The 23,546-nt window shown below is 65.0% G+C and carries 24 protein-coding genes; 11 read left to right on the plus strand and 13 right to left on the minus strand.

The window, feature by feature from the left end; translation table 11 throughout:
• Positions 1 to 8 precede the first annotated feature (8 nt).
• The 8 genes from tal to cysT all read right to left on the minus strand — a co-directional run bounded on the left by tal (position 9) and on the right by cysT (position 8,255).
• On the minus strand, positions 9 to 1,085 hold the full coding sequence (gene tal / locus GPA25_RS06910; protein WP_169259629.1) for a transaldolase: 1,077 nt from the start codon (positions 1,083 to 1,085) through the stop codon (positions 9 to 11).
• A gap of 76 nt (positions 1,086 to 1,161) precedes the next feature.
• Positions 1,162 to 1,998, minus strand: coding sequence for a pseudouridine synthase (locus GPA25_RS06915; protein WP_169259630.1), 837 nt, complete (start codon positions 1,996 to 1,998; stop codon positions 1,162 to 1,164).
• Positions 1,999 to 2,018: 20 nt separating this feature from the next.
• Positions 2,019 to 3,398, minus strand: a complete 1,380-nt coding sequence (gene chrA, locus GPA25_RS06920; RefSeq protein ID WP_169259631.1) for a chromate efflux transporter — start codon at positions 3,396 to 3,398, stop codon at positions 2,019 to 2,021.
• Positions 3,395 to 4,372 (minus strand): cysteine synthase A, encoded by a 978-nt coding sequence (gene cysK, locus GPA25_RS06925; protein WP_169259632.1) that lies wholly within the window; start codon positions 4,370 to 4,372, stop codon positions 3,395 to 3,397. Before cysK ends, chrA begins: the two co-directional genes overlap by 4 nt.
• 91 nt (positions 4,373 to 4,463) lie before the next feature.
• Positions 4,464 to 5,408: a CysB family HTH-type transcriptional regulator gene (locus GPA25_RS06930; RefSeq protein ID WP_169259633.1), complete on the minus strand. Its 945-nt coding sequence runs from the start codon at positions 5,406 to 5,408 to the stop codon at positions 4,464 to 4,466.
• A complete protein-coding gene (locus GPA25_RS06935; protein WP_169259634.1) occupies positions 5,405 to 6,493 on the minus strand; it encodes a sulfate/molybdate ABC transporter ATP-binding protein in 1,089 nt (362 codons plus the stop codon). Before GPA25_RS06935 ends, GPA25_RS06930 begins: the two co-directional genes overlap by 4 nt.
• Positions 6,490 to 7,419, minus strand: coding sequence for a sulfate ABC transporter permease subunit CysW (gene cysW, locus GPA25_RS06940; protein WP_169259635.1), 930 nt, complete (start codon positions 7,417 to 7,419; stop codon positions 6,490 to 6,492). The genes GPA25_RS06935 and cysW overlap by 4 nt, the downstream gene beginning before the upstream one ends.
• On the minus strand, positions 7,419 to 8,255 hold the full coding sequence (gene cysT, locus GPA25_RS06945; protein ID WP_169259636.1) for a sulfate ABC transporter permease subunit CysT: 837 nt from the start codon (positions 8,253 to 8,255) through the stop codon (positions 7,419 to 7,421). Before cysT ends, cysW begins: the two co-directional genes overlap by 1 nt.
• A gap of 314 nt (positions 8,256 to 8,569) precedes the next feature.
• Between cysT and GPA25_RS06950 the strand changes: the two genes are divergently transcribed.
• Both GPA25_RS06950 and GPA25_RS06955 read left to right on the plus strand, forming a co-directional pair.
• Positions 8,570 to 9,403 carry an EAL domain-containing protein gene (locus tag GPA25_RS06950; RefSeq protein WP_169259637.1) on the plus strand — a complete coding sequence of 278 codons (834 nt, stop codon included), beginning with the start codon at positions 8,570 to 8,572 and terminating at the stop codon, positions 9,401 to 9,403.
• 289 nt (positions 9,404 to 9,692) lie between these two features.
• Positions 9,693 to 10,406, plus strand: coding sequence for a pirin family protein (locus tag GPA25_RS06955; protein WP_169259638.1), 714 nt, complete (start codon positions 9,693 to 9,695; stop codon positions 10,404 to 10,406).
• Between the two features lie 109 nt (positions 10,407 to 10,515).
• Here GPA25_RS06955 and GPA25_RS06960 read toward each other — a convergent pair whose 3' ends face one another.
• The 5 genes from GPA25_RS06960 to xseA all read right to left on the minus strand — a co-directional run bounded on the left by GPA25_RS06960 (position 10,516) and on the right by xseA (position 15,400).
• Positions 10,516 to 11,160: an RluA family pseudouridine synthase gene (locus GPA25_RS06960; protein ID WP_169259639.1), complete on the minus strand. Its 645-nt coding sequence runs from the start codon at positions 11,158 to 11,160 to the stop codon at positions 10,516 to 10,518.
• Positions 11,161 to 11,386: 226 nt separating this feature from the next.
• Positions 11,387 to 12,073 carry an RBBP9/YdeN family alpha/beta hydrolase gene (locus GPA25_RS06965; protein ID WP_169259640.1) on the minus strand — a complete coding sequence of 229 codons (687 nt, stop codon included), beginning with the start codon at positions 12,071 to 12,073 and terminating at the stop codon, positions 11,387 to 11,389.
• A gap of 49 nt (positions 12,074 to 12,122) precedes the next feature.
• Positions 12,123 to 13,133: a sulfate ABC transporter substrate-binding protein gene (locus GPA25_RS06970; RefSeq protein WP_169259641.1), complete on the minus strand. Its 1,011-nt coding sequence runs from the start codon at positions 13,131 to 13,133 to the stop codon at positions 12,123 to 12,125.
• Between the two features lie 180 nt (positions 13,134 to 13,313).
• A complete protein-coding gene (locus GPA25_RS06975; RefSeq protein WP_169259642.1) occupies positions 13,314 to 13,901 on the minus strand; it encodes a superoxide dismutase in 588 nt (195 codons plus the stop codon).
• A gap of 155 nt (positions 13,902 to 14,056) precedes the next feature.
• Positions 14,057 to 15,400 (minus strand): exodeoxyribonuclease VII large subunit, encoded by a 1,344-nt coding sequence (gene xseA, locus GPA25_RS06980; RefSeq protein WP_246265438.1) that lies wholly within the window; start codon positions 15,398 to 15,400, stop codon positions 14,057 to 14,059.
• Positions 15,401 to 15,737: 337 nt separating this feature from the next.
• On the opposite strand from xseA, the gene GPA25_RS06985 reads away from it, so the two are divergent.
• The 9 genes from GPA25_RS06985 to GPA25_RS07025 all read left to right on the plus strand — a co-directional run bounded on the left by GPA25_RS06985 (position 15,738) and on the right by GPA25_RS07025 (position 23,546).
• On the plus strand, positions 15,738 to 16,346 hold the full coding sequence (locus GPA25_RS06985; protein ID WP_169259643.1) for a MotA/TolQ/ExbB proton channel family protein: 609 nt from the start codon (positions 15,738 to 15,740) through the stop codon (positions 16,344 to 16,346).
• 12 nt (positions 16,347 to 16,358) lie between these two features.
• Positions 16,359 to 16,787 carry an ExbD/TolR family protein gene (locus tag GPA25_RS06990; RefSeq protein ID WP_169259644.1) on the plus strand — a complete coding sequence of 143 codons (429 nt, stop codon included), beginning with the start codon at positions 16,359 to 16,361 and terminating at the stop codon, positions 16,785 to 16,787.
• Between the two features lie 44 nt (positions 16,788 to 16,831).
• The gene (lpxK, locus tag GPA25_RS06995) at positions 16,832 to 17,845 is read left to right on the plus strand and encodes a tetraacyldisaccharide 4'-kinase (RefSeq protein ID WP_169259645.1); all 1,014 of its coding nucleotides are present in this window, start codon (positions 16,832 to 16,834) and stop codon (positions 17,843 to 17,845) included.
• The gene (locus GPA25_RS07000) at positions 17,826 to 18,017 is read left to right on the plus strand and encodes a Trm112 family protein (RefSeq protein ID WP_169259646.1); all 192 of its coding nucleotides are present in this window, start codon (positions 17,826 to 17,828) and stop codon (positions 18,015 to 18,017) included. Before lpxK ends, GPA25_RS07000 begins: the two co-directional genes overlap by 20 nt.
• Positions 18,018 to 18,019: 2 nt before the next feature.
• Positions 18,020 to 18,796, plus strand: a complete 777-nt coding sequence (gene kdsB, locus GPA25_RS07005; protein WP_169259647.1) for a 3-deoxy-manno-octulosonate cytidylyltransferase — start codon at positions 18,020 to 18,022, stop codon at positions 18,794 to 18,796.
• Between the two features lie 69 nt (positions 18,797 to 18,865).
• Positions 18,866 to 19,519, plus strand: coding sequence for an adenylate kinase (gene adk / locus GPA25_RS07010; protein ID WP_169259648.1), 654 nt, complete (start codon positions 18,866 to 18,868; stop codon positions 19,517 to 19,519).
• A gap of 85 nt (positions 19,520 to 19,604) precedes the next feature.
• Positions 19,605 to 20,861, plus strand: coding sequence for a 6-phosphofructokinase (locus GPA25_RS07015; protein ID WP_169259649.1), 1,257 nt, complete (start codon positions 19,605 to 19,607; stop codon positions 20,859 to 20,861).
• Positions 20,862 to 20,899: 38 nt separating this feature from the next.
• Positions 20,900 to 21,625 (plus strand): phytochelatin synthase family protein, encoded by a 726-nt coding sequence (locus GPA25_RS07020; RefSeq protein WP_169259692.1) that lies wholly within the window; start codon positions 20,900 to 20,902, stop codon positions 21,623 to 21,625.
• Between the two features lie 169 nt (positions 21,626 to 21,794).
• Entirely contained in the window at positions 21,795 to 23,546 is a 1,752-nt protein-coding gene (locus GPA25_RS07025) for a gamma-glutamyltransferase family protein (RefSeq protein ID WP_169259650.1), read from the plus strand.

Genomic DNA, 23,546 nt, shown 5'->3' on the forward strand with positions numbered 1-23,546 from the left:
CTGCCGATTCAGGCTGTCAGTTGCAGCAGTTGTGCAAAGGCGTCCTCGAACTGCGCGAGCCCTTCGCGCTGCAGGCGTTCGCCGGCCGCGGTCAGATCGACCCCGAGGCTTGCGAGCGCGGCGAAGTGCGCGCGCGCGGCCCCCGCATCGGTGGTGAGCGTGGCGCCCACTTTGCCGTGGTCGCGCAGCGCAGCCAGCGTTGCGTCCGGCAGGGTATTCACCGTTTCGGCACCGATCAGCGGTTCGACGTACAGGAGGTCGCTGTAGGCGGGGTTCTTTGTCCCGGTGCTGGCCCACAGCATGAACTGTGGCCGTGCGCCAAGTGCGCGCAGGTCGGCAAATGCAGCACCATGGAAGCGTTCGAGATAGCGCTGATAGGCGAGCTTGGCGGTCGCGACGGCAGCCTTGCCGCGCAAGGCCGGCGCATTGCCGCCGAGTTCCTCCAGCTGCTTGTCGATCAGGGTGTCGACGCGGCTGAGGAACAGGCTGGCGACCGACATCACGCTGCGCACATCGCCGCCGGCCCGCTGCAGGTGCGCGAGGCCGCGCAGGTAGGCGTCGGCGACGGCATCGACGTGGGCCAGCGAAAACATCAGGGTCACGTTGACGCTGACGCCGTGGCCGATCAGTTGCTCGATGGCGTCGAGACCCGCCGGGGTGGCCGGTACTTTGATCAGCACGTTGTCGCGTGCGACGGCCTGCTTCAGGCGCAGGCCGGCTGCGACGGTGCCGGCCGCATCGTGTGCGAGGGCGGGGGAAACTTCCAGACTGACGTAGCCGGCATTGCGGCCCGTGCGCTCGAAAGTCGGCCGCAGCAGGTCGCAGGCGCGCTGCACATCGGGAATCACCAGCTGTTCATAACGCGCTTCGGCGTCGATCGGCTGCCGCTTCAGGGCCGCCAGGTCGTCCTCGTAATAGCGCCCGCCGGCAATTGCCTTGTGGAAGATCGCCGGGTTGGTGGTAACGCCGTCAACACCATCCTCGGTAATCATGCGGGCGAGGTGGCCGTCGTTGAGCAGCGTCCGGGAAAGATTGTCGAGCCAGACTTGCTGGCCTTGGGCGCGGACCTGGAGCAGGGGATTCATGATTGGGGAGCCGGTATCGTGGTTTTCTGCGGAAGTTTCATTGTGCAATGAATCGGTGACGGCAGAAAGACGCGCGTCACGCCGGGATGTTGCGATCGATGTCCACCAGTGAGGGATTGGCGCTCACGGCGTCGGACCATCCGAGCTGTGCGAGCACGCAGGCGAAATCCTCGGCCAGCGGTGCCGCCAGGTTCAGCACCTCGCCCGTGTGCGGATGCGCGAGCTGCATGCGCGTGCACGCGAGCAGCAGGCGCGAGACGCCGAACAGGCTTGCGAACAGGCGATTGTGACGGCCCTTGCCGAAGGTGGCGTCGCCGATGATCGGGTGCGAGAGATGCTTGAGGTGGCGGCGGATCTGGTGCCGCCGACCGGTTTCCGGCGTCAGTTCGACGAGGGCGTAGCGGCTGGTCGGGTAGCGGTCGACGCGGTAGGGCAGTTCGGTGGTGGCGAGACGGCGGAAGCGGGTGACGGCGTCCTGCGGCGGTGCTTCGGCGGCAGAAGCGGGGCGACGTTCGGCGTCGTCGAAACGGCGTGTCAATGCATGATCGATGACCCCCTGTTCCGGCGGATGACCGCGCACCACGGCGAGATAGGTCTTCAGTACCGCCTGGCGTTCGAACGCGCTGGAGGCGAGTGCCGCGGTAGTGCGGTCGAGGGCGAACAGCAGGACGCCGGAGGTGCCCTTGTCGAGGCGATGCACCGGGTGTACGTGCTGGCCGATCTGGTCGCGCAGCATCTGCACGGCGAAGCGTTCCTCGTGGACATCGAGCGCCGAACGATGCACCAGCAGGCCGGACGGTTTATTTACCGCGATCAATGACTCGTCGCGATAGAGGATCGGGAGTGTGTCCGGCAGCTGGGCTGGGTCGTTCGCAGTCGAAGCGTCGAACTCCCTCTCGTCGGTGGCCCCCATCGTGGCACTCGGGGGCGGGATCACGTCGCAACGCCGGCAAAGCGCGCCGCGAGCCCCAGTAAGGCACACAGGGCGATGACTTCGATGACGCCGCGGCGGAAGCGGAACAGTGCAAGGGCGGCGATCACCGCGATAAGTGCCGACACCGGGGCGAAGCCACCGTCGAAGCCCTGCGGCCACAGCACGTGATAGCCGAAGAACAGCGCGAGATTGAGGATCACGCCGACCACGGCGGCGGTGATGGCGGTGAGTGGCGCGGTGAAGCCGAGCGAGCCGTGGGTGGATTCGACCAGCGGGCCGCCGGCGAGGATGAACAGGAAGGACGGCAGGAAGGTGAACCAGGTGACCAGCACCGCCGCAACCGCTCCCGCAATGAACAGCATGTCGGGGCCGAACAGCGCCCGCAGTTCGGCACTGAGGTAGCCGCCGACGAAGCCGACGAAGGCAACCACCATGATCAGCGGGCCCGGCGTCGTTTCACCGAGCGCGAGGCCGTCGATCATCTGCACCGGCGTCAGCCAGCCGTAATGGCCGACGGCGCCCTGATAGACGTAGGGCAACACCGCATAGGCTCCCCCAAAGGTGAGCAGTGCGGCCTTGGTGAAGAACCAACCCATCTGCGTGAGCGTGCCGTGCCAGCCGAACAGCCCGCACAGCAGCCCTATCGGTGCCAGCCACAGAACCGCGCCTACGAGGACGATGCGCGCGAGGTGCGCAGGGTGGAAGCGCGCGTGCTCGGGCGTCGGCGTGTCGTCGTCGATCTGTGCCGGGCCGAAGGAGGTGGTGGCGGAAGCGTGCGCACCGCCCGTGCGGAAACGCTCCGGTGCGACTCGTCCGCCGATGTAGCCGGTCAGCGCCGCTGCGGCGACGATGGCCGGAAACGGGACATTCAGCGCGAAGATGGCGACGAAGGCTGCGGCGGCAATCCCCCACAGCGCACCATTCTTCAGCGCGCGCGAGCCGATGCGCCAGGCAGCGTGCACCACGATCGCGGCCACCGCCGGCTTGATGCCGAGGAACAGGCCGGCGACCAGCGGCTGTTCGCCGAAGGCCAGATAGATCCACGACAAGCCGATGAGGATGAATAGCGAGGGCAGGACGAACAGCACGCCGGCAGCGATGCCACCGGCGGTGCGATGCATCAGCCAGCCGATGTAGGTGGCGAGCTGCTGGGCTTCCGGCCCGGGCAGCAACATGCAGTAGTTGAGTGCGTGCAGGAAGCGGCGCTCGGAGATCCAGCGCCGGCGCTCGACCAGCTCCTGGTGCATGATCGCGATCTGCCCCGCCGGTCCGCCGAAGCTGATGAAGCCGAGCTTGAGCCAGAAACGCAGTGCGTCGGCGAAGGAGATGCTGCTGGCGGGGGCTTGCGCCCCCGCGTCTTGCGTTGATGCTTCAGTCAAAGTGCGGCGCCGGTGGCGTCGAAAAGGCCTTCGAACAGGATCGAGCTGAGGTAGCGCTCGCCCGAGTCGGGCAGGACCACGACGATCGTCTTGCCGGCGTTTTCCGGGCGCTGTGCGATCCGCACTGCGACGGCGGCCGCGGCACCGCAGGAGATGCCCGACAGGATGCCTTCTTCGCGCGCGAGGCGGCGGGCGTAGAGCACGGCATCCTCGTTGCTCACGGTTTCGACGGCGTCGACCAGCGACAGGTCGAGCACTTGCGGGACGAAACCAGCGCCGATGCCCTGAATCTTGTGCGGAGCCGGCTTCAATGCTTCGCCCGCAAGCGTCTGGGTCAGTACCGGACTGGCCGCAGGTTCGACGGCGATCGACACGATCGGCTTGCCCTGCTTCTGTTTGATGTAACGCGTCACCCCGGTGATGGTGCCGCCGGTGCCGACGCCGGAGATCAGGATGTCGATCTTGCCGTCGGTGTCGTTCCAGATCTCCGGACCGGTGGTTTCCTCGTGGACCGCCGGGTTTGCGGGGTTCTTGAATTGCTGCAGCAACACGAATCTGCCGGGGTCCGAGGCGGCAATCTCTTCGGCCTTGGCGATCGCGCCGTTCATGCCCTTGGCACCTTCGGTCAGCACCAGCTTCGCGCCGTAGGCGACGAGCAGCTTGCGCCGTTCGACGCTCATCGTGTCGGGCATCGTCAGCGTGATCGGAATGCCGCGGGCGGCGGCGACGAAGGCCAGTGCAATGCCGGTGTTGCCGCTGGTGGGTTCGACGATTTCCTTGCCCGGTCCGAGCAGTCCGCGTTTCTCGGCGTCCCAGATCATTGCGGCGCCGATGCGGCACTTCACCGAATAGGCGGGATTGCGACCCTCGATCTTGGCCAGCACCGTCGCGGCGGCGCCATCGGTGATGCGATTCAGTTTGACCAGCGGCGTTTTGCCGATGGATTCGGCGTTATCGGAATACCAGTTCGACATTTGAAGGCTCCTTGGGCAAGGAAGTAAAGGATATCAGGCCCGCAGGACAAATGGCTGCGCGGGCAGCTCGGGATGAGGTCCGGTCGGCGCCTTACTCTTCCGGGTGGCCGTTGCCGGCGGGCGCGATGCTGCTGCGAATCGTGGCTTCGGTCAGCGCGGGCGAGCACATTTCGATGAAGCGGTACGCGAAACCGCGCAAATAGTGCCCGCGGCGCACGGCGATGCGTGTGGTGTTTGCCGGAAACAGGTGGGCGCTATCGAGCAGGTGGAGGCTGCCTTCGCGCCCCGGCTGGAAGGCCATCGAGGCGATGATGCCCACGCCGAGTTCCAGTTCGACATAGGTTTTGATGACGTCTGCGTCCATTGCGGACATCGCGACGTCCGGGGTGAGGCCCGCGGCGGCGAAAGTCTTGTCGATGAGGGTGCGGCCGGTGAAGCCTTCGTGGTACGTGATGAGCGGAAACTCGGCGATTGCTTCGAGCGTGAGCGGCTGCGCGTGTTCAAGCGGATGCCCGGCAGGGACGATTACCGAGTGGCGCCACGAGTAATAGGGGAAGGAGGCAAGTTCGGTGACCTCGGCAATAGCCTCGGTGGCGACACCGATGTCGGCCTGGCCATCCATCAGCATCGACACGATTTCTTCCGGGCTGCCTTGGTGCAGCTTGAGATGGACTCTGGGGTAGGCCTTCTTGAATGCGGTGACGACCTTTGGCAGTGCGTAGCGCGCCTGCGTGTGGGTGGTCACGACGGTGAGGCGTCCTTCGTCACGGTTGCTGTACTGCTCGGCGAGGCGCTTGATGTTGCCCGCGTCGAGCAACATGCGTTCGACCATCACGACCAGTTCCTTGCCGGGATCGGTGAGGCCGAGCAGGCGCTTGCCCTTGCGCACGAAGAGTTCGACGCCGAGCTCGTCCTCGAGGTCCTTGATGTGCTTCGAGACGCCCGATTGCGAGGTGAACAGCGCGTTGGCGACCTCCGTGAGGTTGAAGTTGCGCCTGACCGTCTCGCGGATGATGCGCAGCTGCTGAAAGTTCATGCGGATGCTCCAGTGGTGCCGTTGCGTTCGAAGACCTTGAGCCGTGACGGCACCAGTCTGACGGATTGCCCCTCGACGAGGTTCAGGTGGGCGACGCGTTCACGCGTGAGTTCGACCTCAAAGTGCTGGCCGCCGGCACCGTTCAAGCCGTCGAGCTCCACTCGCGCGGTGACGCCGAAGGCGAGGATGCGCGTGATGCGCGCGGCGACGCCCGCGTCGGAATGCGCGTCGGGGACGACATCGAGTTCGTGTGGTCGCGCAAACGCGACGACTTCCGCGCCGTGTTCGAGCTCATTGGCTTCATGCGGCAGCACGTCTTCGCCGACGCGCACCGTTTCGCCGTCGATACGCCCGCGGAAGAGGTTAACCGAGCCAAGGAATCCATACACGAACGGCGTGGCGGGCTGGCGGTAGACCTCTTCGGGCGTGCCGATCTGCTCGACGTGGCCCTGGTTCATCAGGACCACGCGGTCGGCCACTTCGAGCGCTTCTTCCTGGTCGTGGGTGACGAAGATCGACGTGATATGCAGCTCGTCGTGCAGATTGCGCAGCCAGCGCCGCAGTTCCTTGCGCACCTTGGCATCGAGCGCGCCGAAGGGCTCGTCGAGCAGCAGCACGCGCGGTTCGACCGCCAACGCGCGGGCGAGCGCGATGCGCTGGCGCTGGCCGCCGGAGAGCTGGGCCGGGAAGCGGTCGGCGAGCCAGTCGAGCTGTACGAGCTTGAGCAGATCATGCACCTTGGCGCGGATCTGCTTCTCGGAGGGACGCTGCGGGCGTGGCTTCATGCGCATGCCGAAGGCGACGTTGTCGAACACCGTCATGTGGCGGAACAGCGCGTAGTGCTGGAATACGAAGCCGACCTGGCGCTCGCGCACATGCGTGCCGGAGGCGTCGTCGCCGTCGAGTAGCACCTGACCCGAGTCGGCCTGCTCGAGCCCGGCGATGATGCGCAGCAGCGTGGTCTTGCCGCAGCCGGAGGGGCCGAGCAGGGCGACCAGTTCGCCGGTGGGGAAGTCTAGCGAAACCTTGTCGAGCGCGACGAAGTCGCCGAACTGCTTGCAGATGTCCTTGACCTGGATACTCATGATGCGGCGTCCTGTAGTGCTTCCGGAGGTGTTTCGTCCCTGCTGGCGTGGGCCGCGCGGTGTTCGACCCAGGTCTTGATGCCGAGGGTGACGAGCGCCAGCATGGCGAGCAGCGAGGCCACCGCGAAGGCGGCGGCAAACTGGTATTCGTTGTAGAGAATCTCGACGTGCAGCGGCAGCGTGTTGGTCTGGCCGCGGATGTGGCCGGAGACCACCGACACCGCGCCGAATTCGCCCATCGCCCGCGCATTGCACAGGATCACGCCGTACAGCAGGCCCCACTTGATGTTGGGGAGCGTGACGTACCAGAAGGTCTGCCAGCCGTTGGCGCCGAGCACGATCGCGGCTTCTTCCTCTTCGCGCCCCTGGGCTTGCATCAGCGGGATGAGTTCGCGTGCGACGAAGGGGAAGGTGACGAACACGGTCGCGAGCACGATGCCCGGCACGGCGAAGAGGATCTTGATCTCGTGTGCGGCGAGCCACGGTCCGAGCCAGCCCTGGGCGCCGAAGATCAGCACGTAAACCAGGCCGGCGATCACCGGAGACACCGAGAACGGCAGGTCGATCAGGGTAATCAGGAAATGCTTGCCGCGGAATTCGAACTTGGCGATCGCCCACGCCGCACACACGCCGAATACGAGATTCAGCGGCACCGCGATGATTGCGGCGGTCAGTGTCAGCTTCACGGCGGACAAGGCGTCCTCATGCGCGAGGGCCGTCCAGTAGGTCTCCCAGCCCTTGCGCAACGCCTCGACGAACACGGCGACCAGCGGCAACAGCAGGAATACCGCGAAGAAGGTGAGCGAGAGGCCCAGCACCAGCCATTTCACCAGCGGCGTCTCGCGCGTGGCATCCCTGGTTTCGAAGCGGGCGGCGGTGTCGGCGTGCGCTGCCGCGGCCCAGTTGAGTGTAGTGGCGCCGGCCATCAGCGGTCCCTCCCGGTTCGTTTGGCCGTCCACGCCTGCAGGCCGTTGATGGCCAGCAGAAGGGTGAAGGATAGCAGCAGCATCACGACGGCAATGGCAGTGGCACCGCTGTAGTCGTATTGCTCGAGCTTGGTGATGATCATCAACGGCGTGATCTCGGACACCATGGGGATGTTGCCGGCAATGAAGATGACCGAGCCGTATTCGCCGACTGCGCGCGCGAAGGCGAGTGCGAAACCGGTTAACAAGGCCGGCAGCAGCACCGGCAGGATCACGTGACGAAATATCTGCCAGCGCTGCGCGCCAAGGCTCGCGGCCGCCTCTTCGAGTTCGGTGTCGAGGTCTTCGAGGATAGGTTGTACGGTGCGCACGACGAAGGGCAGTCCGATGAACACCAGCGCGACCAGTACCCCCTGCGGCTTGAACGCGACCTGGATGCCCAGCGGTTCGAGGTACTGCCCGAGCCAGCCGTTCTTTGCATACAGCGCGGTGAGCGCGATGCCGGCGACCGCAGTGGGCAGTGCGAAGGGCAGGTCGACCAGCGCGTCGATCAGGCGCTTGCCGGGAAAGGTGTAGCGCACCAGCGACCAGGCGAGCATCAGTCCGAACACCGCGTTGATCGCGGCGGCGGCGAGCGACATGCCGAAGGACAGCTTGTAGGTCGCGACGACGCGCGGTGCACTGACGACTGCCCAGAACTCCGCGAGGCTAAGGCTGGCGGTCTTGAGGAACACTGCGGCGAGCGGCAGCAGCACGATCAACGACAGGTAGGCGAGGGTGTAGCCGAGCGTCAGATGGAAGCCAGGCAGAACCCTGAATGTTCGGGTGGCTGCCATTAGCGCTTCTCCGCGCCCTGATTGAAAGCGACTGATGTTGTGGGTGAGGCGCTCATTTCGCGCTCCATATGCATAGATTCAACTGAAGTCTAAGTCCGCCACCTTGTGCGCATAAATAATAAAAAACGGGCTGGATATTCAAAATCCTGCTAAGGCGAGGCGGCGGCTATTCATTCTCCTGTGCATATGCTCAGCAGTATTTCCTGGTTCGGTTCGCGGGCGGTGCGTCGTAGAGTCGAGCAGTGACCGGGCCTGCGTCGATGGTAGTTGCGGCCGGTTGCTATTCAACGACGACGAACCAGCGGGAGTTAAACATGACATCTTCGGTATTCCAGACTACGGATCGCGTACGCGATTTCCTCGACCGTCTGCCGCTCGAAAGGCAGGCGTGCAGGCAGCTGCGCCGCTTGGCCCAGGGCGGCGTGGTGGGCGACTGGTTCGGCTGCGAGCTGTCGAGCGTGTTTCAGCCCATCGTCGATCCGGTCACGCGTGCGGTGGAGGGGCATGAAGCCTTTCTGCGCTGCCTCGGCAGCGGTCAGCGCGACCTGTCGCCGTGGGCATTGTTCTCGGCAATTGCCGGCGATGACAGCCTCGTCGCACTCGACCGGCTTGCCCGCACCGTGCACGCGCTCAATTACGTCGCATCGGGCCGTGCCGACGGGCTGCTGTTCCTGAACGTGCACGGGCGTCTGCTGGCCGCGGTCAGCAGTGATCACGGCGCCGCATTCCGCAAGGTCGTCGACGCGCTGGGACTTCCCCCCGAACGCATCGTCATCGAAGCGCCAGTGGTGGCAGCCCGCCAGGCGGATCTGCTGTCCTTCGTCCTGCGCAACTACCGCCATCACGGATTCCGCGTCGCGGTGAATGTCGAGTCGATGAGGCAATGGCAGAAGTTGTCGGCGACGGTGCCGGCGCAGTTCATCAAGATCGACGCGACGGTGCTGCTCGCGGACGGGGATGGCGATGGGGGCGGGGCGACGGCGTTGGATCGTCTGCGAGCGCACGCCGGGTCGGCCACCGTCGTGGTGAAGCGGCTGGAGGCCGCAGTGCCGTGGGGGTGGCCGCGAGGCGTCCTGGCCCAGGGCTTCTCCTGCGGTGTGCCCGCAGTCCGGCCAGCCATCGGATCGCCGGTGCGCTTTGTCCCGTAATGCGACTTCCGCGTTCGGGTAGCGGTGTTTCTGTTCATCCGGCAGCCGCCAGATCGTTGTGCAACGGTGTTCGTCGAGCATGCCTCACCCAGTCCGAACACCCCCGTGCAGGAGCCACTCACCAGCGCCACGTGACCATGCCGTACGGCTTATTGTTGCGGCTAACTCGTCGACGGTTTGGGTTTAGTGTTGCTGTTTTAGCAATAGTGAGTGGCGCAGCGGGTGATTTTTCCCGGGTTCGGTGATGGATACAGTGGTCCACGTCATAACGCACACGAGGAGTTGCAGGATGATCACCATCAGAAGAGCGAACGAACGCGGCGTGGCCGATTTCGACTGGCTGAATTCGAAGCACAGCTTTTCATTCGGTCATTACTACGACGCGGCGCACATGGGATTCGGTCCCTTGCGAGTCATCAACGAGGACCGCGTGGTTCCGGGCGAGGGCTTCCCGACCCACGGCCACCGCGACATGGAGATCATTTCCTACGTGCTGGACGGCGCACTCGAGCACAAGGACAGTATCGGCACCGGCTCGGTGATCCGCCCCGGCGACGTGCAGCGCATGTCGGCGGGCATCGGGATCAGCCACAGCGAGTACAACCACTCGGCGAGTGAACCGGTGCACTTCCTGCAGATCTGGATCGTTCCGGCCACGGGGGGCTTGCGGCCGGGATACGAGCAGCGGCATTTCCCGCGCGAAGAGCGCACGGGGTGCTTGCGGCTGATCGCGAGCGCGGATGGGCGCGAAGGGTCGGTGACGGTCCACCAGGACGTGCAGCTGTTTACGACGCTGCTCGATGGCGACCGGCGCGCGAGCCTCGAACTGACCGAAGGGCGCGTTGCATGGGTTCAGGTGGCGCGTGGCGAGGTGGTGGTGAATGGGCAGCGTCTTACCGAGGGCGATGGCGCGGCGATCGAGGGCGAGTCCGCCGTCGTTCTAGACCATGCAAGCGGCGCCGAGGTTCTGGTGTTCGACCTGCCCCGCGAAACCGGCCGCTAGCGTCTGCAGATGGGCCGCCGCGGCAGCAATATTGCTATCGGGCAATGAGGTGGAATCCGTGAAAGCCGGGCCGCCGGTGCTTTTTTGACCGGGTGCCGGCGTCCCACGGTCAGAACGGCACGGCGCTGTCGAAGGTCATCGCTACCCGCCGTTGCGGGTGGATGAAGGCAATTGCCGCTGCGTGCAGGTGCATGCGGGCGTGCTGCACCGTGCTCTCTGGCGGTGCATAGAGGACGTCGCCGAGAATGGGATGCCCCAGTGACATGAGATGCACGCGTAGCTGGTGCGTCCGACCGGTGACGGGTTCGAGTTCCACGCGGGATACGGCATTGCAGCCCTCGCCGTGGCGCGCGACGACGCGATAGCGGGTCAGGGCGCGGCGGCCGTTCAGGCGGTCGACGATCTGGCGCGGATTGTTGTCGGGGTCGGCCGCGAGGGGAAGATCGATATCGCCGGCGTCGCTCGCGACATGGCCATGCACCGACGCCACATAACGCTTGCCCACGATTCGTTGCGCGAATGCTGCATTCATCCTGCGCAGCATCTCCGCTCCGCGCGCGAGCAGGATCAGCCCCGAAGTCGCCATGTCGAGCCGGTGCGCGAGCAGGGCATCGCCATACAGCGCCTGCACGCGCGTTTCGAGGCAATCCTGCCGGTCTTCCCCGCGTGCAGGCTGGGAGAGGAGTCCGGCCGGCTTGTCGGCCACGATGATGGCGTCGTCGGCGTAGAGGATCGAGGGAGCGAGTTGCGGCATGGTTGCGGGTGGAGATGAGGCGTTAGTGCGCTGAGTCTTCGTCCGGCATCGGCGAAGGTATTGGTCTTGGCCCGCATGGCGAGCCGTGGCGGCCTGAAGCACGAGGCCGCGTTGTATCAAGAAATTCGCGCCACGGCAAACGGGACGTCGCCGTGGTCTCAACCTCCGAGCATTGCGCATCGGGTAGCGAAAAGGTGGGCAGGGCGCGCGCCGATTCGGGCTGTGCCTAGACGGGGTCCGTCGGCTGAAAGTCCAGCGAGCCGCGCGTGTGATGCCTGAGCTTCGCAAGCGCGCTGCGCCGCCCCTTGTGCGAGAGCCTGGCTCCGCCGATCGCCCCCAGTGGCAAATCCTCGTGGGCCTGCTGCATCCTTTGCAGCAACTCCAGACAATACGGCCAGGGGCCGAAGCCGGAATCGACGTTGATGTGCCCGGCTGCTCCGATATTGATGAAGCGGCCGCCCCACCTGTCCGCCCAATACGCTGCGACGGTGAGCCGTACCCACGGATCGTTGCTGCTCGCGATCACCGCACACGGAAAACCGAGCTGCCCTTGCGGCAACCACGGCCCAAGGTCATCGCCATGGCCGGCCGACAGTTCGTCGCACAGACCCAACGGACCGAAGCGCGCCGGGTCCGCGGGCGCGACCAGCAAGGCTCCGGCGACCCGCTCCGGCCGGTCAGCGGCTGCGACAACACTGGCGAGACAGCCGAAACTGTGGGCAACGATCCACACCGCGTGCGCCGCCCCGTCTATCTCGCGGCGCACGGCGCCCGCCCAGCGAGCCAGCACCGGTTCGTCCCAGTCGATTCCCGTCACGCGGCGCGCATCGGGCAGCTGCGCCTCCAGCCAGGTCTGCCAGTGAGTAACGCCACTGCCGTGAAAGCCCGGCACGATCAGGGTGGTGTGTCGCATGATGAGGTTTCCCGCGTGGCGTGAAAGTACCTGGCTTGATCGGCGAGGCTCACTTGGCGAAAATCTGGTCGAAGACCCCGCCGTCATCGAAGTGCGTCTTCTGTGTCTTCGTCCAGCCACCGAACAGCCCGTCGATCGTGAAAGTCTTGATCTTCGGGAAGCGCGCCACGTCCTTCGGATCGGCCAGCTCGGGCTTCACCGGGCGGTAGTAATGTTGTGCCGCGATCTTCTGTCCGACCGGCGAGTACAGGTATTCGAGATACGCCTTGGCCACTTCGGCGGTGCCGCGCTTGTTCGCGACCCCATCGACTACCGTGACGGGTGGTTCGGCAACGATAGACACCGATGGCACGATGATCTCGAACTTGTCCGGGCCCAGTTCGTTCACCGACAGGAAGGCCTCGTTCTCCCAAGCCAGTAGCACGTCGCCGATGCCGCGCTGGACGAAGGTGTTGGTTGCCCCCCGCGCGCCCGAATCGAGCACCGGCACATGCTTGAACAGGTCCGTCACGAACGCCTTCGCCTGCGCCTCATCGCCGCCCGCCTTCTGCAGGGCGTAGCCCCACGCGGCAAGGTAATTCCAGCGTGCTCCGCCCGACGTCTTGGGGTTCGGCGTGATCACTTCCACGCCCGGCTTCACCAGATCGCCCCAGTCCTTGATGCCCTTCGGATTACCCTTGCGCACCAGGAATACGATCGTCGAGGTGTAGGGCGAACTGTTGTGCTGCAGGCGCTTCTGCCAGTCGGCCGGAATCTTGCCCGTTTTCGTCGCGATCGCGTCGATGTCGTAGGCCAGCGCCAGCGTCACGACGTCTGCTTCCAGTCCGTCGATCACTGCACGTGCCTGTTTGCCGGCGCCACCGTGGGACTGCTTGATGCTCACATCCTGGCCGGATTTCGCCTTCCAGTACTTCGCAAATTCGGGGTTGAACGCCTGATAGAGCTCGCGCGTCGGGTCGTATGACACGTTGAGCAGGGTGGTCTCCGCCTGAGCGCCTCCGGCGATGCCGGCGGTCAATGCCAGGGCGAGCAGACTGTGGCGCAGAAGACTGGATTTCATGACGACTTTCTCCGATGAAATTGATTTCGACAGGAGAAAATCTACCGTTCGGCGCCTATAACCCGAACCAAGAAAAACAGAAATGGTTATTCATAAATGACTTGGCCTCCATGTCGCGTCGCGAAATGGAGGCCACATTGGCCAGGCCGCGTCGGGTCTGGCAAACGCATCGTGCGGCGATCAGCCGGCGAAATTCTTCGCGGCGAAATCCCAGTTCGCGAGGCTGTTCAGGAAGGTCGCGACGAAGTCCGGCCGGCGGTTGCGGTAGTCGATGTAGTAGGCGTGTTCCCACACATCGATACAGAGCAGCGCCTTGTCGCCGGTCGTCAGCGGGGTGCCGGCGGCGCCCATGTTGACGATATCGACGCTGCCGTCGGCCTTCTTCACCAGCCAGGTCCAGCCGGATCCGAAGTTGCCCACGGCCGAAGCGGTAAACGCCTTCTTGAAGTCATCGAAGGAGCCCCACTTGGCCTTGACCGCATCAGCCAGCGCACCGCTCGGCTCGCCGCCGCCGTTGGGCTTCATGCAGTTCCAGAAGAAGGTGTGGTTCCACACCTGGGCGGAGTTGTTGTACAGGCCGCCGGCCGGCGCCTTCTTGACGATCGCCTCGAGATCGAGGTTCTCGTATTCGGTGCCCTTGATCAGGTTATTCAGGTTGGTCACATAGGCCTGATGATGCTTGCCGTAGTGGAATTCCATGGTTTCGGCCGAGATATGCGGGGCCAGCGCGTCTTTTGCGTAGGGCAGCTGGGGTAGCGTGTGTTCCATTTGTCTCTCCTGTTCAATAGTCAGGTTTGTTGGGATTAAAGCCCGACTATTCTAGTCGGGCTTTGACAAAAGTGGCAATCCCGTGGCGCAATGCCCGGCCGTGCGTGACCGGACTGACGGACCGGCATGACGGGTATGACGGCCATTTCCGTCGTTCATGCTTCCGTACTGTTTACCGTAGCACGCAGACGGCCGTTCGCGAGCTCGACCGACACTGCCTTACCCACATCCGTTTCTGTTGCCGACCGCAGAATGCGGCCTTCGGCATCACGCGTGATGCTGTAACCGCGTGCGAGCACCGCTTGGGGGGCCAGGTGCTGCAAGTGTGCAGACAGCGCCGCGAGCCGCTCGGTGCGCCGCTGCAGCAGGTTCTCGCCGGCCTGTCCAAGACGCCTTGCCGCCCGGGCGCAGCGCTCCATTTCGCGGCGGATGTCCGGTCGCCGCGCCTCAAGCCGCAGGCGCAACATCCGCTGCCCGGCAGTCAGGCGTTCCATGCGGCGCGCCATGGCTGCCGCGAGGCGCACCCCCAGGCGCTCGCTGCGCTCCTGCGCCTGCGCCAGCCGCTCGCGCGGATGGACGAGTCGCAGCGCCGCGCGGTCGAGCCGCTGGGCGAGCGTGTGCATGCGCCGCTGCATTGTCCCCGACAGCGTCTGTTCGAGCATGGCAAGGCGCCCGCGCGCAGCGTGATAGCCGGCACTCGCCAGCTCCGCCGCGCCGGTCGGCGTCGCGGCACGCACATCCGCGGCAAAATCGGCAATCGTGAAATCCGTCTCGTGCCCGACGCCGCTCACCACGGGCACCTCGCACGCACGGATCGCCCGTGCCAGCGTTTCGTCGTTGAATGCCCACAGATCCTCGATGCTGCCGCCGCCGCGGACCACCAGCAGCAGATCGATACCATCTTCCAAGGCGCGCTCCGATGCCTTGCGCACCGTATTGGCCAGTCTCACTCCCGCGCCCTCGCCCTGGACCGGGGCAGGGTAGAGCACCACTTCCATATGCGGCGCACGGCGCCGCAGCGCCGCCAGCACGTCCTGCCATGCCGCCGCCGCCGGCGAGGTGACGACGCCGATACGCCGCGGGTAATGCGGCAACTCGCGCTTGAGTGCCGCATCGAACAGTCCCTCGCCAGCGAGTTTCTCCTTCAGGCGCAGGAAGGTCTCGAACAGGTTCCCCTGTCCCGTCTGACGCAGCGCCTCGATGCCGAGCTGGAAGTCACCTCGCGCCTCATACAATGTGACCAGCGCGCGTGCATCCACCCGCATGCCGTTTTCGAGGCGAAAAGGCAGCAACTGGGCGCGATTGCGCCACATCGTGCAGCGAACCTGCGCCTGCGCATCTTTCAGCGTGAAATACAGATGGCCCGACGGCGCGCGTGTCAGGTTGGAGATTTCACCGCTCACCCACAGCAGCGGGAAGCGTGCCTCCAGCGTTTCGCGAGCCAGCCGGTTGAGGGTCGACACACTCAGGATGCGATCCTGGTCGCGCCCGTTGTTCATGCCGTCCAAACTCGTGGAAAGATCGTTTTGCATGGCGCGGATTGTAGCGGAATCCACAAGCACGACGGCTTGTCAATGCCGTCCTCAAAAAACCTTTCAATTCAAGCTTGTATTTATAAGTGTTTGTTTTTAAGTGAATATTTTGTTGCACAATTTTTCAGCAAAGTGACAAAAGGCTTGTGGCGACAGACCTTTCGGACACTCCCGGCGAAGAATCCACAAACTTATCCACAGCTTTTGTGGATTCTTGTGCCGGGCGATGACATGGGACTGCGCTCTTGCCCTGCAGGCCCCCGGGCGTTAAAGTTCCGCCTTTGCCTTTGCGGAGTTTCATCGCGTGTTTGCGCTCATCCAGGCCTCGGGTTGGACGATCTGGCCTCTGTTGCTGGCATCCGTCATTGCGGTGGCCCTTATCATCGAACGTCTGGTGACGCTGCGCAGATCCAAGGTCGTACCGTCGAGCTTGCTCGACAAGATTGTGGTCGATCTTCGCCAGAAGGGCGTGTCCGCAGAGATGGCAAATCGCGTCGAGGCCCATTCGCCGCTCGGTCGCGTGCTGGCCGCCGGCTTGCGCAATGTCAACAGTTCGCGCGAGGTGATGAAGGAGTCGATCGAGGAAACCGGTCGCGCCGTGACGCACGAACTGGAGCGCTTCCTCACGACGCTTGGCACGATCGCATCGATCAGCCCACTGATGGGGCTGTTCGGCACCATCGTCGGCATGATCGACATTTTCGCGTCGCAGGGTGCGGGCGGCGTCACCAACCCTCAACTGCTCTCACAGGGTATCTCGATCGCACTCAACAACACCGGCCTGGGGCTGATCATCGCGATCCCTGCCACCATTTTCTGGCGCCATTTCCGCGCGCTCGTCGACAGCTTTGTCATCGACATGGAGCAACAGGCGATCAAGCTGGTTGAAGTGGTTCATGGCGAACGCCGCTGATCGGGTGTGAGAATGAATTTCCAGCGCGGCAGGCGTGAGGAGGCACCGGAGATCAACCTGATCCCGCTCATCGACATCATGCTGGTCCTGATCATCTTTCTGGTGCTCACGACCACTTTTTCGAAAGTGTCCGGCCTCGAGATCAACCTTCCGACTGCTGATTCCGAGGCGGCGCCGGACAGCGCGCCCGCCGAGATCGTTGTCGCGGTGAATGCTGCCGGTGACGTCCTCGTCAATCGGCAGCCCGCCGGTGGCAAGGACATCAACGCGATCGCCGCCGCACTCGGTCGCGCAGTGCCTGCGGGCGGAGGCGAACCGCCGGTCGTGGTGATCAACGCTGACGCCAAGGCCGCGCATCAAAGCGTAATTGACGTGATGCAGGCGGCTCAGCGTGCCGGTCTGGGGCATATCACTTTCGCCATTCAGGCGCAGTCCCCCTGAGGCGCCTCGCCTTGGGGCAAGAATTTCGTCGCCGGCGCTGAGTGATGCCGCACAAGGCGCCTGCGTTCTGGCAGTCACCCTCCCTCTTCGCTGTCCTGCTGCTGCCGCTGTCCGGGGTGTTCGCCCTGTTGAGCGGCTTGCGCCGTCTGCTGTTTCGCCTGGGGGTGCTGCGTGCTGTGCGTCTGCCGGTGCCGGTGCTGGTCGTCGGCAATATTGCCGTCGGCGGCAGCGGCAAGACGCCGGTGGTCGAATGGCTGATCGGGTGTCTGCGTGCTGCCGGATTTACGCCGGGCATCGTCAGCCGCGGCTATGGCGGCCGTGTCACTGGCGTTGCGGTCGTGCCGCCGGATGGTGATCCGGAAATTTTCGGAGACGAACCGGTATTGCTCGCCCGCCTTGTCGCCTGTCCCGTTGCAGTGGGGGCGGATCGCCCGGCCGCGGCGCGGGCCTTGCTGGACGCGCATCCCGGCTGCGATGTGATCGTCTCCGACGATGGTTTGCAGCACTATCGCCTTGCGCGCGACGTCGAAGTGGCGGTCGTCGATGAAAATACCCTTGGCAATCGCTGGCTCCTGCCAGCTGGACCGCTGCGCGAGGGGCTCGCCCGCTTGTGCGCCGTGGACGCAGTGCTCGCCCACGGTGAACTCTCGCCAGCGATGGCTCGGCAGCTCGGCGGCTGTCCAGTGTTCGCGATGCGTCTTGAAGGCGCAACGTTTGTCGCGCTCCGGCGCGGTGGCGAGCGCTGCGGCGCCGACGCCTTTCGCGGGCGTCGCGTGCATGCCGTCGCTGGCATCGGACGTCCGGAACGTTTTTTCGCTCAATTGGAGCGGATGGGGCTGGACGTGATCCCGCACCCGTTTCCCGATCACCATCATTTCACCGCATCCGATCTTGATTTCGCTCCCGGCGAACCGAAGATCCTCACCAGCAAGGATGCGGTAAAATGCACAGCTTTCGCGCCCGCCGACACTTGGGAATTCCCGGTCACGGCACATATCGCCGCGGGCGCCGCCGAACACATCCTGGAGAAACTGAGGCATGGACGCCAGACTGCTTGAAATCCTCGTGTGCCCCATCTGCAAGGGCCCCCTCGACTTCGTCAAGGACAAGCACGAGCTGGTCTGCAAGGCTGACCGTCTCGGCTTTCCGATCCGCGACGGCATCCCGGTGATGCTTGAAGAAGAAGCGCGCCAGCTCGGCGCCGAAGAAGTCGACGCCCTGCGCCGCTGAAGATGGCCGGCTTTCACGTCGTCATCCCGGCGCGCTACGCCTCGACACGTCTACCGGGCAAGCCGCTGGCCGATATCGGCGGCAAGCCGATGGTCGTGCGCGTCCTCGAACGGGCGCGCAAAGCCGGTGCTGCGTCAGTGTGGGTCGCCACTGATCACGCCTCCGTACTAGATGCCGTAAAGGCTGCCGGTGGCGATGCGCTGATGACGCGCGCCGACCATGCCAGCGGCACCGACCGACTCGCCGAAGTGGTTGACGCCCTCGGCTGGAGCGCCGACGACATCGTCGTCAACGTGCAGGGCGACGAGCCGCTGATCGAGCCCGCATTGATCGCCGCGGTCGCCCGTGCGCTGGCCGACACGCCGGACGCCGCGATCGCCACCGCGGCGCATCCGCTTGGCGACGCAGCGGAGTTCTTCAATCCCAACGTCGTCAAGGTCGTGTGCGATGCGCGCGACCACGCCCTGTATTTCTCACGTGCGCCGATCCCGTGGGCGCGCGACGCGTTTGCCGCGAGTCGCGAGGCGGTTCCCGCCGGTTTGCCGGTGCAGCGGCACGTCGGCATCTACGCCTACCGCGCCGCCTTCCTGCGACGCTACGCCGGACTCGCGCCATCACCATTGGAGCACTGGGAGGCGCTCGAACAGCTGCGCGCGCTCTGGCACGGTTACCGGATCCGTGTGTTGTCGGTGGCAGAGGCGCCCGCCGCGGGTGTCGATACGCCCGAAGATCTGGAACGCGTAAGGGCGGTGTTTGACCGGGCGGGTCGAGTCGAGTAAGTTTCGGGCTTCATTTTTCACATAACGATGCGGCCGTGGCGATGCGCCGCATGACAGGGAGGATGGTAAATGCGACTGATTCTGTTGGGACCGCCGGGCGCCGGCAAGGGTACTCAAGCGAACTTCATCAAGGAAAAGTTCGGCATTCCGCAGATTTCCACCGGTGACATGCTTCGCGCCGCCGTCAAGGCCGGTACTCCGCTGGGCATCGAAGCCAAGAAGGTGATGGATTCGGGCGGCCTCGTTTCCGACGACATCATCATCGGCTTGGTCAAGGATCGTCTGAAAGACGCCGACTGCAAGTCCGGCTACATGTTCGACGGCTTCCCGCGCACGATTCCGCAGGCCGACGCGATGAAGGACGCCGGCGTGCCGATCGATTTCGTGCTCGAAATCGACGTGCCCGACAGCGAGATCGTCGAACGCATGAGCGGCCGCCGCGTGCACGTGGCCTCGGGTCGCACTTACCACGTCAAGTACAACCCGCCGAAAGTTGCGGGCAAGGACGACGTCACCGGCGAAGACCTGATCCAGCGTGACGACGACCGCGAGGAAACCGTCAAGAAGCGCCTCGAGGTGTACCACGCCCAGACCAAGCCGCTGGTCGAGTACTACACCAAGTGGGCCAATTCCGGTGTCGCCGGTGCGCCGAAGGTCCGCAAGATTGCCGGCCTCGGTGCCGTCGACGAGATTACCGCGCGTGCTTTTGATGCTCTGAAGTAAGCAGGAATTTTCACCTTCAGCGCGGCGAGCGGCGGGATTCATCCCGTTCCCTCGCCGCGTTTGTTTTGCTCAGTGCGCAGGCCCGATGAAGAAAGCCAATCTCCTCTATGCTCAGTCGGGCGGCGTCACTGCCGTCATCAACGCCACTGCCGCGGCAGTGATCGAGGCTGCACGCGCGCGGCCGGACGCTGTCGGCACGGTGCTCGCAGCGCGCCACGGCATTCTCGGCGCGCTTGCTGAGGATCTGATAGATACGGCTGTGCTTGGGCCGGCCGACCTGCGTGCGCTTGCCTGTACTCCTGGCGGTGCCTTCGGTTCCTGCCGTTTCGACCTCGATCCCCCCGAGGTCAATCCTGCCCAGTACGATCGCCTGTTCGCGGTGTTTGCGGCCCACGACATCGGCTATTTTCTCTACAACGGCGGCAATGGTTCGATGGATACCGTTGCCAAAATCTCGCGTGCCGCCGGCCAGCGCGGCTATCCGGTGGTGAGCGTTGGTGTGCCCAAGACGGTGGACAACGATCTAGAAGGCACCGATTGCTCGCCCGGCTTCGGTTCTGCCGCGAAGTATGCCGCCACCGCGATGCTCGAAGCCGGGCTTGATCTTGCCGCAATGGCCAGCCGCAGCGGTCGCGCCTTCGTGCTGGAAGTCATGGGGCGCAACGCCGGCTGGATTGCCGCCGCCACCGCGCTTGCTGCGCGTAATCCCGACGAGCCGCCGCACATAATCCTGATGCCCGAAGTGCCATTCGACGACGAGGTATTCCTCGCTGCGGTCGAAGACACCGTGCGGCGCCTCGGCTACTGTGCGGTCACCGTCTCCGAAGGTATTCGCCGCGCCGATGGCACCTTGCTGATGGAGCAGGAGCACGACGTCAAGGGGCACATTCAGCTCGGCGGGGCAGGGCAGTGCATTGCCCGCCTGATCCACACCCGGTTTGGCTACAAGCACCACTGGGCCATTCCCGACTACCTCCAGCGTGCCGCGGGGCATCTGGTATCGGCCACCGATCACGCGCACGCGCGCGCCGTGGGGCAGGCCGCCGTCGATGCCGCGCTGGTCGGGCACGACTGCGTCATGCCGGCGATCCGGCGCCTGTCGGACGAACCCTATCGCTGGGAGGTCGTACCGGTCGACGTCGCAGCGATCGCCAATCTCGAACGTCGGTTGCCCGCGCGGTACATCCGCGCCGACGGCCTCCACGTCACCGATGCCGCGCGCACTTACCTGCGGCCGCTGATCGAGGGAGAAGTGTTCCCGGCGTTTGCCGGCGGCGTACCGGATTACCCGCGCTTCGCCATGCCCGGCATTGCGTGCAGGCTGCCGCCATATCGTCCCTGACCCACTTTTTCGAGTGAGGATACAAAATCGTGCCGACCATGAAAATCATCTCGTTCAAGGCCATGTTGCTGGCCGCCTGTCTCTCCCTCCCGTGCGGGGCGGCAATCGGTCGGACGCTGCCGCTTCCAGCCGGTCTCGTCAGCCTCGGCAGCGAGCAAGGCGCACACCTTCTGCTCGACAGCGAGGCGCGGCAGGCGTACTGGCCCCTCAGCCTGCAGTTCGTGACGCAAAAAACGCAAACATATTGCGGTGTCGCGACGATCGTGATGGTGCTCAATGCACTCGAGGTTCCCGCGCCGACGGCCCCGGGCATCGAGCCGTTCACGGCTTTCGATCAGGACAACTTCTTCAACGAGCGCACCGACGCGATTCTGCTGCGGCCCGTCCTGGCGAAGATCGGCATGACGCTCGATCAGATAGGCGGGCTGCTTGGCGCCTATTCGGTGAAAGCAGACGTCCGCCATGCGGGCGACGGCGGCCTCGACGAATTCCGTACACTCGCGGTCCGCTATCTCGGTACGCCGGGCAGATACGTGATCGTCAACTACCTGCGCCGGACGATCGGCCAGGAGAGCGGAGGGCACATCTCGCCGCTTGCGGCGTATGACGCGGATACGGACCGTTTCCTGATCCTCGACGTGTCCCGCTACAAGTATCCGCCGGTATGGGTCAAGGCGGCCGACCTCTACGCGGCAATGAATACGCCGGACTCCGACAACGAGAACCGGACTAGAGGTTACGTTCTCGTAACGGCCGGCGACTGAGGGACCGCCGAGCCCCTGCACGGCGCCGCCGAGCCTTCCACCGCGCCGATACCGGATCCGGGCGCTGTCAGTCGTTCCGTGCCGGCCGCTCTCGCGCCGACGCAGGCGGTGTTGACCGGCTGGGCCGCGTCGACTAGGTTTTGTAGTTCTTACCGCCGAGGGAGCTCCGATGAAAACCACGGGCCTTCACGCGTGGGCGTATCTGGTGGCCTGCGTGATCGGGGGTGTCGCGCTGCTCCCTGCGCACGCACAGGCACCGGTCGAGCCCGTGTCGGCATTCGGATTCGAGCCGAAACCGGCCGTCACGGCGCAGCATGCGATCGCGGTAACTGCAAACGCCCACGCGACCGACGCCGCGCTCGCGATTCTGCGCGAGGGCGGCACTGCGGCCGATGCCGCGATCGCAGCGGCGCTCGTGCTGAACGTCGTCGAGCCGCAGTTTTCCGGCATCGGCGGCGGCGGTTTTCTGCTGCATTTCGACGCTCGCAGGGCCCGCGTGAGCGCTTGGGACGGCCGGGAAACCGCACCGATGGCGGTTGATGAGCGCCTGTTCCTGAATGTTGATGGCGAGAAAATGGCTTTCTACGATGCCGTCGTCGGTGGCCGCTCGGTCGGTGTGCCGGGGCTGCTGCGCATGTTCGAGCAAGTACATGCCCGTCACGGGCGGCTGAGCTGGACGAGGCTCTTTGCGCCGGCGATCCGGCTCGCCGAGGACGGTTTCGCGGTTTCGCCCCTGTTGAGCGCGCTGGCCGCGCGGGACCGGTATCTCGCGCACGATCCGGCTGCGCGGGCGCTCTTTTTCGATGCGACCGGCCGGGCGCTGGCGGTCGGCACGACCCTGCGCAATCCGCAGCTCGCGGGGGTCTTGCGGCGAGTCGCGGACGAGGGGGTCGGGGCATTCTACGGCGGCGACATCGCCCGCGACTTGGTCGCGGCGGTCAACGCAGCACCGAATCCAGGGGCGCTTTCATTGAACGACCTTGCGAGTTATCGCGCGCTTGAGCGCGCAACCCTGTGCGCGGGCTACCGGGCGCATCGGGTTTGCGGGATGCCGCCGCCCAGTTCGGGCGGGGCGACGGTGCTCGCGATGCTCGGCATGCTCGAGCGCTTTCGGCTCGCCGAGATCGCCCCGGATTCGGCCTTTGCGGCGCATCTCTTCAGCGAAGCCGGACGCCTTGCGTTTGCCGACCGCGATGCGTGGTACGGCGACCCCGATGCGATGACGGTGAGGCCGGATCGCCTGCTCGATCGCGCCTATCTCGCCGGGCGCGCGGGGCAGATCCGGCTGTCAGGCAGCCTCGGTCGTGCCGCGCCAGGGACCCCGGCGCAAGGGGCTGTGCGCCCGGTCACCCGGCTGAGCGCCGAGCTGCCGGCGACAACGCATCTTTCGGTCATTGATGCCGAAGGCAACGCGGTATCGCTGACGGCGTCGATCGAAGATACGTTCGGCAGCCGCCGCATGGTGCGGGGCTTCCTGCTGAACAACCAGCTCACCGATTTCTCGTTCGCTGGGACCGACGAACGCGGCCCCCACCCGAACCACGTGGGTCCCCGCAAGCGGCCGCGCAGTTCGATGGCGCCGACACTGGTCTTCGATCCGACGGGGCGCCTTTTCGCCGTCACCGGCTCGCCCGGCGGTAGCCAGATAATCAACTACGTCGCCGAGAGCCTCGTCGGCCTGATCGACTGGAAGCTGCCGCCGGACCGGCTCCTCGTCCGACCTCACGCCGGCAGCCGCAACGGACCGACCGAAGTGGAAGACAGCCCGGATGGCCGCGCGCTCGCTGTGCGGCTGACGGCATTCGGGCATGAGCCGGTGATGCGCGAACTCCCCAGCGGCCTGAGCGTGATCGTTCGCGACGGCTCGGGCTGGACCGGAGCGGCAGACCCAAGGCGCGAGGGGGTGGCTGCTGGCTACTGA

Source organism: Aromatoleum diolicum (assembly GCF_012910955.1).
Classification (GTDB): domain Bacteria; phylum Pseudomonadota; class Gammaproteobacteria; order Burkholderiales; family Rhodocyclaceae; genus Aromatoleum; species Aromatoleum diolicum.